Source organism: Domibacillus sp. 8LH (genome assembly GCF_038806185.1).
In the GTDB taxonomy this organism is placed as follows: domain Bacteria; phylum Bacillota; class Bacilli; order Bacillales; family Domibacillaceae; genus Domibacillus; species Domibacillus indicus_A.
In genome coordinates this window covers 132,541-146,228 of sequence record NZ_JAVJNG010000005.1, presented here as the reverse complement: position 1 = coordinate 146,228, position 13,688 = coordinate 132,541, and the positions used below count along the sequence as shown (strand labels likewise).

Sequence of the window (13,688 nt, the reverse complement as noted above, 5' to 3'; positions counted from 1 at the left end):
ATCAGAAATACAAAAAAGACCAGATGAAGAACCTGGTCAAAGAAATGCTTTCAAGTCATAGGCAGTTCTTCTGCCGATTCAATGCTGAGTACGTTATATTCCGGTACATACCGCACGTGCCCTTGTTCGGCAGAACGCTTAATGAAGTCAGCTGATTCAACCGAAACACCATTTTATCGGGCATCTTTTATATAAATGATCCACCAATCCTTTAACTATTCCATGTACCGATGGGCCACTGGAACCCGCTGGTAAAGCAGATCCCTTACTTGATAGGTAAGGGAATAAACGGTGGCAGATCGAGCACCCCATATTCAGGCATTGGCCCATTTTAGTGGGAAAATTAACAGCCTAGTGTGAAAACCGACCGGGCTGTTAATGTTAATAAGGAAATTGTGAAGAATAATTATTAAATTGCTTATAAGCTTTATCAATTTTTTGTTGTTCCTCGGCCTCAAGCTTGTACCAACCGTTTTGAAACATCAAGTTATAAAGCTCACGGCAGCTTTGATGTGTTTCTGTAAGAATTTGAAGCATGTCTGAATACAACTGTTCGTGGCTTGCTTCGCGTACAGCAATGTTTAAGCTGTCAGTTAAATATTTGCATGTACTGAGACCATCATTAATAAAATCCCGGTCGTTCATATCCGGACCTTTTACTTTAGGTAATTGTCCTGTTTGGGGATTGGCAATTTGATTTTGGTTTTGCTGGTTTGACATTCATTCCACCTCCGTTTAGTTCATTACGACTGCTGCCCCTGTTGCTGATTAGGCAGGCTGGCCAATGCAGCATTGTTATCGACTTGCAGGTGGGCAAGCAACTTCTGAAAGTGATCTTGGTGCATTTTTCCTGCTTTTTCAAGTGCTTGTTTGATTTCTGAATTGCTCACCTGTTGGGCAAAGAAATGAAATTTTTTCAATGCTAGAAGTTCCCATGATAGTGCATCCTTTAAATAGAGTAAGTCTTTTGTGGAGAGAGCTCTAGGCGGATATGGAATAGGTGCTTGATTTTTCTGCATTAAAAAGCTCCTTTCATTTTATTGGATATCACAAGTATAAAATGAACAAATAGGTGGCTTATTATGCAAGAAAATGGATAACTCACTGTTAAATGCTCTTATTAAAGGGGAACATAGCTTACAGGCGATTAGATGTTACGCGTAGCCTTTTTGCAAAAAACTTGAGTTAAATATAGAGCATTTAATTGCTAAAAAGATATGTATTTTTATCCACATAGCTTTCGTTGAAGGTTTTTAACTTATTTAACAAAGAAACAGGAAGTAAATAATCACAGTCGTGAGATATAAAAGTATAGAACTGAATTAGGTGAGTCAGCTTCGATTTTGATTGAATTCTTTAAAATGATTGATATGACCCTTGTTTTGACTTTGCTCACGTTTATACACACCTGCAAGAATCTCCGCTGCAATATCCTGCATACTTTTGCCTGTCTGTTCACCTTTTTTCCTCAGCTAGTCCTTAATATCCACGGAAAGAGAAACCAACAACAATTCCTCCTCCGATTCAATGCTGAGAGCCTCGTATTCCGGAACATACCGCACACGCCCTTGCTTGGCCAAACGTTTAATGAAGTCGGCTATTTCAACCGAAACACTGTTTAACCGGGCATCTTTCATGTGAATGACATATCGGTCCCTTAAGCGTTCCATATATAGATTGGCCATTTGAACTGCTGATAAAGAAGATCTATCACTTGATAGAAAGGGGATAGACTGCCGGAAAATTGATGATTGTATATCTAGGCTTTGGACAGCATTTGCCCATTTCAGTGGAATAGTCAGGTGTTAATCTATGTGTGTAGTCCCTTCCGTGTAGCTGAAAGTGTCATCAATTCGAAGTAAATTAAAGCAAGAATCTCCTGCCTAGACCTTTACACACTAGCTATTCATAGAAAGAGAGGAAAAGCATTATATTCCGCTTCTTGTTCTAAGGTAAAAATACTTCATGTGAGCACTTGTCTTCTCGTATTCTTGTACTGCTTTTCAACATTAGAAGGCCGTAAATTGTTGTTGTATTTAATGCACCATAATGCGGTAGAGCTGAAACACGGTTGCAGCAACGAATAAGAGGAACATAAACTTAATCATTTGGCTTTTCCTCTTTTGTGGAATCAGACAATTCAATGTGTACAATCCGGTCAGGCGTTTTCTTGTCGCCAGCCATAAAATCGATATCATATTTCTTATCTTTCACAAGAAAAGAATCTTTATAGCCTTCCCAGTAAAGTTCTCGTCTCACACCATTAGGCTGCGTAAAAACAAAAATCATGTCATTCTTAAACTCTGTTTTCTTTACATATGTCATATTGTTTAATGTTCTTATACTATAACTTTTTTTATCGTAACTGCAGCCGGCAGTAAAAATTAGAATTGCTCCCGTCCACAGGATTATCTTCTTCATAGTATTCCCCTCATTTAATCCATTCTTAATTGCCTGCACCTATTGTACGGATTCCCTCATCAAAGGGGCAGTAAAACCTAATATGGATGTATTTTCGATTCCATTTATACTGTATGCTTCATTCACACTTTCACTATTGTATTCACGATCGTAGTATTCAATGAGAATAATTTTTTGTGATCAATAGTTTATAAAAAAATATAATTCAAATTGTGCAAAATTCAAAATACAAAAATTAAAACTACAGTTAACTAGAACGATTTTTCTATACCATGACGGATGTTAAAAAATAAAGTAGGTGTTTATTATTTTTATTTGGGGTATTAATTGAGCATCAAAGAAAAAAGGAGGAAATGAATATGGATCATGTAAAAGCACTTATTATTAAATTTGTGATGGTCGCAGTCGTACTTGGGATTGTACTTACTGGAATGTACGATGGAGAGTTCAGTGATACGCTTCTTATCAGTGCTGTTCTTACCATTCTCGCTTATGTAGTTGGGGATTTACTTGTATTCCGTAAAGCAGGTGACGATCGTGAGCGTAATGCAGATCACTCCAAGAGAAATGGTATTGCGACTGTATCAGATGCGGTATTAACGTTCTTTGTCGTTTGGCTTATGGGTAAATCACTATTTATCAATGATGGAGATGTTCTAGCAGCTTCTTTTATCTCAGCAATTGCTATTGCAGTTGGTGAATGGTTCTTCCATAAATATCTTGATGGACATGTTTTTGATGAAAAACATGCTCACTCCCGTGTTAAATAACATGTAAAGCAGGGGATTCTTATGACGGTACGCATTATCATAAGAGATTCTATTCTTTTATTTTACAATCTAATGAATAAAAATCTAAATAGAACAACGAAGTAGCCCGTTCGAGAACTTTCGACGGGCTTTTTCACTGGTCTTGCTGTTAATCTTTTTCAAACACGGGTTCAGATATTGGTTTTGAACAAAAAATTAGCACCGTATTCTTCTTCAAAGTCTTCGAGTTTGTGGGGGGTTAGGCGCTAAGGTCTTAATTCTCCCTGTTCTTCTCTTTTTCGCAGCCCTTCCTTAATATCCACGGATAGTGAAACAGATAGCAGTTCTTTCTCCGATTCAATGCTGAGTGCGTTATATTCTGAACCATAATATACACGCCCCTGTTTAACCGAACATTTAATGAAGTCAGCTAATTCAACCGAAACACCAGTTAACCGTGCGTCTTTTATATAAATGATCCAACGGTCCTTTAATCGTTCCATATATAGATTGGCCACTGGAACCTGCTGATAAAGCAAATCCATCACTTGATAAGTAAGGGGAGTAGAATGCAGACAGATTGAGCACCGCATATGCCGGATTCGTGCTGCGCTTGCCCACTTCAATGGAGTAGTTAGGTGTTAACCTATGTGTATAGACCCCTTCCATGTAGCTGAATGTATCATTCGTTCCCGGTACGATGAAGTACCAATCCCCTAAAACTTTGCGCATAAGTATTGCTTCCGGAATGGAAGGAGAAGAAAAGCGCTGGTACACTGCTTCCTTGGCTTTTTTGTTGTAGTATTGCCGCTGTGAAAGCCGGTCTTCCCAAATTTTCTTTTCGTGCAGCTCACTGAATTCTTTAAGGTCGCTTTCTGTAATAAGGAGAATGGTGCGCCCTTTAACTTGTCCTTCTGAAGCAGGAAGAATCCCTTCTTTAATATAGGCCGCAATGAAATTCCGATTTGTCTGCAGGTACTCTGATGCTTGGTTTAAGGTTAAGCCTTCCGGCGTTTTAGGCATGGTTTCAATGAGCTGTTCAATTTCTTCTTTAGAAAAAAGCAGTCCTTGATGGCCACAGGAAAAACATTGTATTCAGCACAAAAAAAGCCGAAATCTTGTGTGAAGCCATTAAAGGGACTTTGTTATCCAGTCCATCTATGACCGCAAAATGGGAATCCTATTTAAGAAAGATCGGGGAAGGCTCTGGTTCATCTGAAACATTTGTCCAGAACATTAAAAAATTCATACAGAATTTAATTGAAACGATGCCCGAAAAAATGGATGGCTCCACTATTCAAAAGGCTGTAGAACAGCAACAAACACAATCCAGTTACGGTGTATGTCCGGTTTGTAAAAAAGGGCGTCTGGTAGACCGGAAAACACTTATTAGCTGCTCGGAATATTCAAATGGCTGTACGTTTTCAATCGGAAAAACCATTGCTTCCAAAAAAATAACGGAGAAAAACATTAAAGATTTGCTAGAAAAAGGGATAACACCTGTCATAAAAGGTTTTAAATCATCTAAAACAAAGAAATCATTTGAAGCTAAATTGAAAATCGAAGATAAGAAAATCGGGTTTGCTTTTAGCAATAAATAAAAAGAAGTGCGGCTCATAGCTGCACTTCTTTTTGTGTTGACGTTTACAAATATTCCAGTTAGTGTATAGTTTGGAAAATATCTAAAGGGAGCTTAACTATGATTGACACGATATTATTATATCTTACTGGACTTGTCTTTTTGTTCTTTATTGCGCTTTGGAACTGACTACATGTAGTTAGTTGACTACAAAAAGTCGGGGCTACAATTCCTCCGCTTTTTATATGATATCTGCAAATGGTTTGTTATTTAATATGCCAAATTCAACTTTTTCAGGAAAAAGATCAATGCCTTGCAGCTTCATTATCATGGATTTTTCAGCCCATACACGCAAACCTTCTGGTAAACGATACGCTATAGAATATCCGCTTAACGCCTTGATATTCGCTATGATCTCTCTTTTATCACCTAATTGACCACCTAAAAATCCTATAGAAAGAACTTCATGAATAGCACCTTGTTCTTCAATGTTGGATAGCACGGGCAGTTCAAGCATTTTATGTTTTTCAGTATCTTTATAAATTTTGGCACCAGCTTTATTTATGGTGAAATCTGACAATATCATTCCTTCTTTCAACTCTTTCAATTTGTACATCTCAGTTAATTTTATCATTTCCTGGCAATTAAAGCACCCTCACAAATACTAGAATGCTTTTTTAAGCCTTTCAAACCTTTTTATGTCCTAATAAAATCCCTGCGCTACTCCTTTAACTGACCGGTCGCTAAACTAACCAATTAAAGAAGTTTAAAAAGCAGAGATTCCCAAACAGAGGTAATTTAAGGATAACACATTAATTACCATTCAACAAAACTTTGTTTTAAAAAGGTACGCTTCATCGACTACATGTAGTCGAAATAAACGTTGATTTATCAAGGTTTTTGAGGGTTTTACCTTCCGGCTTATTCATCTATGCTGCCCTTTTTCTAATAATGGTTTTGTGTCTTTTTTTCAGATCATGATATAATAAAAAACAGGTAAGAAGGCGGCTACCTCCTTACCTGTTGCAGATGCTATCTGCTGCTATACTGCTTACGGCGCTTCGAGGATTTCTTTTTCCTCGAAGCTTTTTTCATGTTGTTTTGATACGTCTTGAATGCGAAGAACGTTGTGAAAACCATCGACAAGATCGTCACAACCTCTTTTGTCATGAGCACGATTACTTTTGCTATCTCCATGTGAACACCAGTTTTTTAGAGTTGGCTCGATGCCTACTCTAAAAAAGGATGGAGCAAGGCGAAGCGAGCGACACGAAAAAGGAGTGTAACCAGCTCGGCCAAACTCCAATCGCGAATAGTGTTGCTCATTTATATCGACGAACTGTTGAGTAAGGATTTCTTCCGTTTCTTGGGATAATACAATCAGCTAAAACATATTCTTATTGGTAGGGTATCTATCACCGTAATTTTCCCATAAAGAACGGAGGTTTAAGCATGATTGGGAGCAAATTTAAATTCTTATCTATAATGATGATTATGCTTTTACTGGCAGGCGGATATGGCTTTGACATGCAAGGAAAAGCTATAAGTCAAAAAACAAAAAGTTCTAATGAGTCCGTCTTCATTTATTCCACTCACAACCGTGAAACCTATTCTTCATCGAACCTTACCGAGAAACAGCCTCAACTTGGCGCGACGCTGGACGCTCAAGATAACGTGACACTCGTTGGTGCTTACTTAGCTGCAGCACTTGGGGAAAAAGGAATAAACGTGGCTCAATCAAAAGAAGACTATTACGATATGAATAACGGCAGCTACGCTGGATTATATGATTTATCAAGAAAGTCTGTAAAAGATGCATTAAAGAAAAATCCAGAAGTAAGCATGGTATTCGATATTCAAAATACTAGTCGTCCTAAAGAACAGACGACTGTTAAGATAAATGAGAAAAATACAGCTAAAATTTACTTTGTTGTAGATCAAAGCCATCCAAACTGGAAAATGAATTTAGATTTTGCTAAGAGACTAAGCAAAACATTAGAAAATCACTATCCTGGTGTTTTTGGAGGCATCACTGAGAAAAAAGCTATAAAGAGCTGGAATCAGGATCTTTCTCCGCAGTCTGTTTTAGTACAAGTAGGTGGAAAAGAAAACACATTTGTGGAAGCATATCGTGCAGCTGATCTTTTAGCAGATGTGATTGCTGATGTTGCAAAAAATAATTAGAAATTTAAAAACAGCCTCTTTTTTATATGAGCTGTTTTTTTTTATGACCTTAAATAGACCATTTATGATTTTCTTTTTATTTAGTGAGCTGTTTGTACGTACTGTTGATTAAATAGGCGCTGCTGTTCTACTATAAATTAATGATATGAAAATAAACGAAATATGCCGTAACCATAGGAGGATACAAATATGAAGGAGTATTATAACGGAAAAAACTTTTGGGATAAAGAGAATACTTGGCGTGATCAATACCCAATCAATGATGATATCATTCAAAAAGCAGAATCTAAATTAAATATTAAATTTCCAGAAACGTTTAAACAGTTAATGAAGGAACAAAATGGTGGTCAACTTACATATCCGTATTTTATGTTGCCTAGCAGATATGGAAAGTGCAAGGTAGATATTGACCCTATTCATTTTGAGGAAGATGATACGAGCATTGTATCATCAGAGGATTTATTAGAAGAAGCAAACTTGCCGAAGGATTTGATTGTATTGTGGTGGGATTTTCATAACTGGCTTGTTATGGATTATCGCTTTACAAAAGAAAATCCTTCTATTCAATTTATTTGTGAAGATTATTCAACAGAAGAAATGACTTGGTACTACATCAAAATGGCAAATACCTTTGATGATTTCCTAAAACAGCTTTTTCGTCTAGTCGACTAATTTAACCGAGTTTCTTACTCAACAGTATTAGTCAACGATTAACGTTTAATTAAATAAATTAAGAAAAAGGCTTGCGATTATGAACGAAATAATCATAAGCCTTTTTCCTTTTTAAACAACTTTATTGTTCTTATATACCTTTATCAAAAACGACCGTTTTTGATAAGAAACTAGCAATACACGAAAACAGGCTAAAAACCTGTTTTTTCTTTTATCAAAAACAAGTTATCTTTATTTATCTTAAACACCTTTTTTGAAATCGAAGGAAGCTCCTTGATTTTTCGTCTGACCGGCTTGCTACAATTGAGAGAAGAAGGGGAAACCCATGACGGGTGAGCGCCAGGTTTTTAGGGCAGGTTCGATGCCTGTTCTAAAAAAAGAAGGAGACAAGTGCAGCAAGCTGGGCCGATCATCTACACAGGAGATCATCTTAGATATGATTCGAAAAGTGGAACGTCTACACTTATCTGGACAGAAAAATTAAGGTCAAGTACACTTGACCTAAAACAGATCAGGAGCCCAAACATGACAAAGCGAGAACGCCGCACATTCACGCCCGAGTTCAAAAAGCAAATGGTGCAGCTGTACCGGCTTTTATAGCCAGTATTTTCAGAAAGGATGGTATTTTATTGTTAAATGAAGGCGGAGGTGAACTGCTTTCCAGCCTAACGATGCTGCAGCTTCTGCTGGCTGTTTATATATCCAGCACTTTTTCGACCTGTCTCGTCACGCTGCTGAAAATCGCAAAGGAATTATCCTGAAAGGAAGCGGGGGAGTTAGCCGGCAAGCAAGTTATAACAAGTATCAGCTCGACCCTTTTACTAAGCATGATTTTATTATTATGACACTTTACGCTGAAGAAGAGAAAGGAGTATATCATTTTTTAAAAAGTACTCCAAGCCATCGAGTTGACAAAATAATAATATACATTATCCCTTTGCTAAATCAGAATAATTACGATATGATATAAATCGGAATAATTACGAAAAAGGAGTATTTATGATGAATGCCTTTCAAAACAATCATTGGCAAGACAGTATGATTTTTAAAAGATTACCTGTATACATAAAAAAGCCCTTTTTTAAAATGGGTCTTTTATTGGCGTGTGTAAGTTTGGTTAGTGCCTGTACACCATCCTCGCAAAGTACTGATCAGGAAAATGCAGAGGATAAGCATATTAGTTTTCTTTACAATTTTTCTACCAATTCTTTAGATCCCCATGTTGATTCAAGTTATGTACCTCTAAGAGCAGGGATCACAGAAACATTAGTGCGACTAGATGAAGAGAACTTAACTATTGCACCGTGGCTCGCTGAAAGTTGGGAAGGGGAGGATGGACAGCACTGGACAATTAACCTCCGGGAAGACGTTACGTTCCAAAATGGAAAGAAAATGGATGGGAAAGCCGTTAAAGCATCCTTAGAACGAGCGCTGAGAGAAAGTGTTGCTGTTCAAAATGCACTGAAAATCGATCAAATTGAAGCAGATGGCTATACCTTGCATATTACAACGACGCAACCGTTTCCGGAATTCATTTCAGAGCTGGTAAACCCTAACGTTTCCATAATTGATGTGACGGAAAAGGATATTATCAACAAGCCCATTGGTACAGGCCCTTTTGCATTGAAATCATTCTCACCAGGAAGCAAGCTTGAACTTGAGCGCTATGCTGATTATTGGGATGGTGCTTCAAATCTTGATTCAGTCACATTTGCTTTTAATGAGGATGCTAATGCCCGTTCGCTTGCACTTCAATCGGGGCAAGTTGATATCGTATATCGTCCTGAGGTAGAAAGCTTGGATTCATTACAGACACAAGATGGAATTAAAGTAGAGTCTACTGAGACTTTCCGTGTCCATCAAATGACTATGAATATGGAACGTAAAAGCTTGCAGGATGTTAATGTACGCCGCGCTGTGGATGCATTGATCGATCGTCAAAAGATTGCTGATACCATTCTGTTAGGATATGCTGAACCAGCTGTTGGCCCATTTTTACCGTCCCTGCCGTTTGCTCCTTCTTACGAAAAGAGCGAAACAGGATCGGATGCCGCTGTTAAGTATTTAAAGAAAGCAGGGTATTCACTCAAAGATGGAAAAATGCAAAAAGATGGAGTGCCGCTTACCTTTAGGCTTCTCACCTATAGCGCAAGAGCTGATCTACCATTGATTGCTCAAGTTTTTCAATCGGATGCTAAACAAATTGGGATTGATGTTGACATTCGTCAGATCGATATCCCTGAGGAATACATGGCATCAAACCGTGATTGGGATTTAGCGACATATAGTAATCTAACCGCTCCGCGCGGAGATGCAGGCTACTACTTAAATGCAACGTATCACCCAACGGGCGCTCTTAACTTCAGCGGTGCAGAGGAGCCTCAACTGACAGCCATTATTGACAAGCTTAATCAAACGGTCAGCCAAGATGAACGAGCTGTACTGGCGGAGCAGGCTGCGGATTATGTTCACAAGAATATGATCAATTCATTTATTTTGCATCCTTCAACCATTGTTGCGTATAACGAAAACAAAGTGGAAAATTGGGTCACAACGCGAAGTGAATATTATATGATTACAAATCAATTGGATGTGAAGTAAATGGTTCGAATTTTGTCTCGGAAGTTCTTTGAAGTGTTCTTCTTTGTACTCTTTATTACCTTTGTCAGTTTTTTATTTGTTCGACTTGCACCCGGCGATCCTGTTTTAACCATTTTGAATGTGGATGAGCTGTCCGTAAGTCATGATCAAGTAGAAGCATTAAGAGAAGAAATGGGGTTTAACAAGCCATTGCTCGTTCAATACGGGCTTTGGCTGTTTAACTTTATCCAGCTTGATTTCGGAGAGTCATATGTTACGGGTCAACCGGTTATGGAGATGATTTTAACGGCGCTGCCTGCCACAATGGAATTGGCTGCTGGTTCATTGATTGTCATGCTGGTTATCTCCGTTTCTTTAGGTTCGCTTTCAGCGCTTTACCGGGATAGCTGGATTGATCAAGTAAGCAGAGTTCTCTCTATTCTTGGAGCAGCTGTCCCAAGCTTTTGGCTGGGCTTGCTTTTAATCGATTTATTTGGCGCGCGCCTTAACTGGCTTCCGACAATGGGGAGAGATGGCTTTATTTCGTTAATTTTGCCTTCTTTGACATTAGGGCTGGCTATTTCCAGTGTATATGTCCGGCTGCTTCGTTCCAGTTTGCTGGAATCGCTCAGCCAGGAATTTATCCGTGCTGCCAGAGCCCGCGGAATATCCGAATGGAGGATTTTTTTCGTGCATGCCTTTCGGCATAGCCTTCCTCCTGTCATTACTGTATTTGGCGTCAGTTTAGGCAGCTTGATAGGCGGAGTCGTGGTAATCGAAGTGTTATTTTCGTATCCAGGAACAGGGAAACTCGTTGTAGATGCGATCCGCCAACGTGATTATCCCTTGATACAAGGATATATTCTGATCATGGCCGTTATTGTGTTTATTGTGAATACAGTTGTTGATATTTCTTATCGGTATTTAAATCCTGAAATGAAACTAAAAGAAAGAGAGAATCGGTGATGAAAGGATTGTCTATACGATTGCCGAAGGGAAGAAAGCATAGCTGGCAGGCAATGATGGCGCTGATATGCGTCGTCTTTGTGTTGGCTGCTGCTGTCTATGCTTTTTTTTATTTGCGGTATGATCCAACACTAACAAATTTAAATGAACGACTCCAGGGAATGAGCCTTCAGCATCCGCTTGGAACCGATCAGCTCGGCCGAGATGTCCTGACCAGGCTACTGCTAGGCGGTCAACAAACCATTGGCTACAGCTTACTGGCACTGGTTGTAGCCCTTATCATTGGTGTTCCCTTTGGTTTGATTTCCGGATATAAACGCGGATTTTTAGACCGGGTATTTATGAGAATTGCAGATGGGTTTTTAGCTTTTCCAGATACAATCGTTGCTATTGTTCTTAGTGGACTACTAGGTCCTGGCATCACCAATCTTGTGCTGGCGATCGTGATGGTCAAGTGGGTGAGCTATGCCCGGCTCGTTCGAAGCACCGTATTATCAGAATCGCAAAAAGAGTATGTTCTCATTGCCCGTATCAATGGTCTGTCGTCAGATCAAATTATGCGCAAACATTTATTTCCCCATATTATAGGGCATGTTCTTGTGCTGGCAAGTCTAGATCTCGGCAAAATTATTTTGCTTATCTCTGCTTTTTCTTACATTGGTCTTGGCGCACAGCCACCTGCTCCGGAATGGGGTGCAATGCTAAACGACTCACGCCCTTATTTTCATTCCAAACCTGAATTAATGATTTACCCTGGCTTGGCCATTGTCGGGGTGGTACTGCTGACCAATATGCTCGGCGATTATTTGCGCGATCATTTTGATGTAAAGAAAGAGGTGCGGTAATGATTTTATCGATAGAGCAAGTTTCAATTAGTAGCAAAGAAAAAAGAATTGTAGATGATGTGTCACTTTCCGTTCGAGAAGGAGAATGGTATGCACTGGTTGGCCAAAGCGGCAGCGGCAAAACCTTGCTCTCCCAGGCAATCGGGCGAATGCTCTCACCACAGTTGCAAGTAGAAGGGAAAATTCTCTTTAAAGGAGAAGACCTACTTTCCTCATCACACAAGCAGATGCGGGCGATTCGCGGACGGAAATTATCTTATATTTTTCAGGATTACCAAGGCTCTTTCACCCCGTTTAAAACCATTGGCCAGCATTTCGAAGAATATCAAAAAGCTCATGGAATGAGAAATGCCAAAGAGAGGAAGAAGCAGGCCATTGAGGCTTTAAACTCAGTCGGGTTAGACGAAGGTTTATACGGCCGGTACCCGTTTCAATTAAGCGGCGGGCAGCTTCAGCGTGCTTCGATTGCGCTGGCACTTTTACTTTCTCCTGATTTAGTAATTGCGGATGAAATTACGACAGCCCTTGACAGTGTTTCCGGGCATCGAATTTTAGAATTGCTTGCGAAACGGCAAAAAGAAACCGGCTGCGCAATTTTATTTATTACTCATGATTGGCGTCATGTCAGGCGTTACGCAACCCGCTTAGCAGTCATGAAAGAGGGACAGATTATTGAATCTGGCGGGAAACATAGAATACTGGATCACCCTCAGCACGACTATACAAAACAACTAATCCAAGCTGCGCCTATACTCGGGCGGAGGCTTGCATCGGGATTACAGGAGATAGAAGACAGATGAGCTTGCTTACCGTAAAACACCTAACAAAATCATATCAATCAGGAAAGATGGCCATAAATGATGTTTCCTTTGATCTAAAGGAAGGAGAATGTCTCGGTCTTGTCGGTGAAAGCGGCTGCGGTAAAAGTACACTGGCCCGCTGCTTACTGCGTGTTGAACCGATCGACAGCGGCTCCATTTTGTTTCAAAATGAAGCCATTGAACGGCTTAAGGAGCGCCAGCTGCATCCTTACCGGAAAAAAATTCAAATTGTCTTTCAGAATCCGACAGCTGCTTTAAATCCCAAACTGAAAATAAAGGATTCCCTGATTGATCCGTACGCTCAGTATCGGAAGGAACTGAAGCTTAGCCATTTTTCCTATACCTCAAAAGAAGCTTTTGTCAAACAGCTTCTGGAAGCCGTTGAACTGCCATCGATTGTCGCCAATCAATACCCGCATGAGCTAAGCGGCGGGCAGCGACAGCGTGTCACGATCGCTCGTGCTATCAGTATTGAACCTGAACTTCTTGTGCTAGATGAGCCAACCGCAAGCCTGGATGTAATCTCACAAGGGGCCGTTTTGGCATTACTCACAGAGCTTCGTAAAACGTTAAATTTGTCTTACTTATTTATTTCCCATGATCTTGCTGCTGTACATCAAATGAGCCAGCGCATTATGGTGATGAAAGAAGGAAAGCTTGTCGATCAGTTTCAAAGTGAGTATTTGTTTGCGGAAGAGCGCCATCCTTATACAAAAGAGCTTATCTCTATTTTTTAAGTAATGTTAAAAGTCACTGTTGATTTTTTGTAAAAACGAAAGAAGCCATATGAAGTAGTAAACTGAAACTACTGAATAAGGATAGTGATTGGTTTATTAAAACAGTGGTACAAGCTATATAATGAAGTGAAATG

At 39.4% G+C, this 13,688-nt stretch carries 16 protein-coding genes; 10 read left to right on the top strand and 6 right to left on the bottom strand.

Going from position 1 to position 13,688, the window contains the following annotated elements; all coding sequences use genetic code 11:
* Positions 1 to 381 precede the first annotated feature (381 nt).
* The 4 genes from RG959_RS10120 to RG959_RS10105 all read right to left on the bottom strand — a co-directional run bounded on the left by RG959_RS10120 (position 382) and on the right by RG959_RS10105 (position 2,421).
* Entirely contained in the window at positions 382 to 720 is a 339-nt protein-coding gene (locus RG959_RS10120; protein WP_342797001.1) for a spore coat protein, read from the bottom strand.
* Positions 721 to 743: 23 nt separating this feature from the next.
* Positions 744 to 1,019, bottom strand: coding sequence for a ferritin family protein (locus tag RG959_RS10115; RefSeq protein ID WP_342797000.1), 276 nt, complete (start codon positions 1,017 to 1,019; stop codon positions 744 to 746).
* Positions 1,020 to 1,472: 453 nt separating this feature from the next.
* Positions 1,473 to 1,685 (bottom strand): hypothetical protein, encoded by a 213-nt coding sequence (locus RG959_RS10110; RefSeq protein WP_342796999.1) that lies wholly within the window; start codon positions 1,683 to 1,685, stop codon positions 1,473 to 1,475.
* A 415-nt stretch (positions 1,686 to 2,100) separates the two neighbouring features.
* On the bottom strand, positions 2,101 to 2,421 hold the full coding sequence (locus RG959_RS10105; protein WP_342796998.1) for a hypothetical protein: 321 nt from the start codon (positions 2,419 to 2,421) through the stop codon (positions 2,101 to 2,103).
* A 359-nt stretch (positions 2,422 to 2,780) separates the two neighbouring features.
* Here RG959_RS10105 and RG959_RS10100 point away from each other — a divergent pair, with 359 nt between their 5' ends.
* Positions 2,781 to 3,191 (top strand): YndM family protein, encoded by a 411-nt coding sequence (locus RG959_RS10100; RefSeq protein WP_342796997.1) that lies wholly within the window; start codon positions 2,781 to 2,783, stop codon positions 3,189 to 3,191.
* Positions 3,192 to 3,605: 414 nt separating this feature from the next.
* Here the strand turns inward: RG959_RS10100 and RG959_RS10095 are convergent, their stop codons facing one another.
* On the bottom strand, positions 3,606 to 4,193 hold the full coding sequence (locus RG959_RS10095) for a helix-turn-helix domain-containing protein (RefSeq protein WP_342796996.1): 588 nt from the start codon (positions 4,191 to 4,193) through the stop codon (positions 3,606 to 3,608).
* 95 nt (positions 4,194 to 4,288) lie between these two features.
* Here RG959_RS10095 and RG959_RS10090 point away from each other — a divergent pair, with 95 nt between their 5' ends.
* Complete coding sequence (locus tag RG959_RS10090; RefSeq protein ID WP_342796995.1) at positions 4,289 to 4,771, top strand: topoisomerase C-terminal repeat-containing protein; 483 nt, start codon at positions 4,289 to 4,291, stop codon at positions 4,769 to 4,771.
* A gap of 219 nt (positions 4,772 to 4,990) precedes the next feature.
* Here RG959_RS10090 and RG959_RS10085 read toward each other — a convergent pair whose 3' ends face one another.
* Complete coding sequence (locus RG959_RS10085; protein ID WP_342796994.1) at positions 4,991 to 5,356, bottom strand: hypothetical protein; 366 nt, start codon at positions 5,354 to 5,356, stop codon at positions 4,991 to 4,993.
* Positions 5,357 to 6,201: 845 nt separating this feature from the next.
* Between RG959_RS10085 and spoIIP the strand changes: the two genes are divergently transcribed.
* The 8 genes from spoIIP (at position 6,202) to RG959_RS10045 (ending at position 13,554) form a co-directional block, all read left to right on the top strand.
* Positions 6,202 to 6,933 carry a stage II sporulation protein P gene (spoIIP, locus tag RG959_RS10080; RefSeq protein WP_342796993.1) on the top strand — a complete coding sequence of 244 codons (732 nt, stop codon included), beginning with the start codon at positions 6,202 to 6,204 and terminating at the stop codon, positions 6,931 to 6,933.
* Between the two features lie 189 nt (positions 6,934 to 7,122).
* Complete coding sequence (locus RG959_RS10075) at positions 7,123 to 7,605, top strand: SMI1/KNR4 family protein (RefSeq protein ID WP_342796992.1); 483 nt, start codon at positions 7,123 to 7,125, stop codon at positions 7,603 to 7,605.
* Positions 7,606 to 8,234: 629 nt separating this feature from the next.
* A complete protein-coding gene (locus RG959_RS10070) occupies positions 8,235 to 8,366 on the top strand; it encodes a hypothetical protein (protein ID WP_342796991.1) in 132 nt (43 codons plus the stop codon).
* 325 nt (positions 8,367 to 8,691) lie between these two features.
* The gene (gene nikA, locus RG959_RS10065) at positions 8,692 to 10,206 is read left to right on the top strand and encodes a nickel ABC transporter substrate-binding protein (RefSeq protein WP_342797017.1); all 1,515 of its coding nucleotides are present in this window, start codon (positions 8,692 to 8,694) and stop codon (positions 10,204 to 10,206) included.
* On the top strand, positions 10,207 to 11,151 hold the full coding sequence (nikB, locus tag RG959_RS10060) for a nickel ABC transporter permease (protein ID WP_342796990.1): 945 nt from the start codon (positions 10,207 to 10,209) through the stop codon (positions 11,149 to 11,151).
* Positions 11,151 to 11,996, top strand: a complete 846-nt coding sequence (gene nikC / locus RG959_RS10055; RefSeq protein ID WP_342797016.1) for a nickel transporter permease — start codon at positions 11,151 to 11,153, stop codon at positions 11,994 to 11,996. Before nikB ends, nikC begins: the two co-directional genes overlap by 1 nt.
* Complete coding sequence (locus RG959_RS10050; protein WP_342796989.1) at positions 11,996 to 12,796, top strand: ABC transporter ATP-binding protein; 801 nt, start codon at positions 11,996 to 11,998, stop codon at positions 12,794 to 12,796. The genes nikC and RG959_RS10050 overlap by 1 nt, the downstream gene beginning before the upstream one ends.
* On the top strand, positions 12,793 to 13,554 hold the full coding sequence (locus tag RG959_RS10045) for an ABC transporter ATP-binding protein (protein ID WP_342796988.1): 762 nt from the start codon (positions 12,793 to 12,795) through the stop codon (positions 13,552 to 13,554). Before RG959_RS10050 ends, RG959_RS10045 begins: the two co-directional genes overlap by 4 nt.
* Positions 13,555 to 13,688: the final 134 nt, after the last annotated feature.

Excerpts from the sequence above, each read along its gene's own strand:
- RG959_RS10045 (WP_342796988.1), top strand. The coding sequence starts at position 12,793 with ATGAGCTTGCTTACCGTAAAACACCTAACAAAATCATATCAATCAGGA.
- RG959_RS10110 (WP_342796999.1), bottom strand. The coding sequence starts at position 1,685 with ATGGCCAATCTATATATGGAACGCTTAAGGGACCGATATGTCATTCAC.
- nikC (WP_342797016.1), top strand. The coding sequence starts at position 11,151 with ATGAAAGGATTGTCTATACGATTGCCGAAGGGAAGAAAGCATAGCTGG.
- RG959_RS10105 (WP_342796998.1), bottom strand. The coding sequence starts at position 2,421 with ATGAAGAAGATAATCCTGTGGACGGGAGCAATTCTAATTTTTACTGCC.
- RG959_RS10120 (WP_342797001.1), bottom strand. The coding sequence starts at position 720 with ATGTCAAACCAGCAAAACCAAAATCAAATTGCCAATCCCCAAACAGGA.
- spoIIP (WP_342796993.1), top strand. The coding sequence starts at position 6,202 with ATGATTGGGAGCAAATTTAAATTCTTATCTATAATGATGATTATGCTT.
- nikA (WP_342797017.1), top strand. The coding sequence starts at position 8,692 with ATGGGTCTTTTATTGGCGTGTGTAAGTTTGGTTAGTGCCTGTACACCA.
- RG959_RS10050 (WP_342796989.1), top strand. The coding sequence starts at position 11,996 with ATGATTTTATCGATAGAGCAAGTTTCAATTAGTAGCAAAGAAAAAAGA.
- RG959_RS10115 (WP_342797000.1), bottom strand. The coding sequence starts at position 1,019 with ATGCAGAAAAATCAAGCACCTATTCCATATCCGCCTAGAGCTCTCTCC.
- RG959_RS10095 (WP_342796996.1), bottom strand. The coding sequence starts at position 4,193 with ATGCCTAAAACGCCGGAAGGCTTAACCTTAAACCAAGCATCAGAGTAC.
- RG959_RS10075 (WP_342796992.1), top strand. The coding sequence starts at position 7,123 with ATGAAGGAGTATTATAACGGAAAAAACTTTTGGGATAAAGAGAATACT.
- RG959_RS10100 (WP_342796997.1), top strand. The coding sequence starts at position 2,781 with ATGGATCATGTAAAAGCACTTATTATTAAATTTGTGATGGTCGCAGTC.
- nikB (WP_342796990.1), top strand. The coding sequence starts at position 10,207 with ATGGTTCGAATTTTGTCTCGGAAGTTCTTTGAAGTGTTCTTCTTTGTA.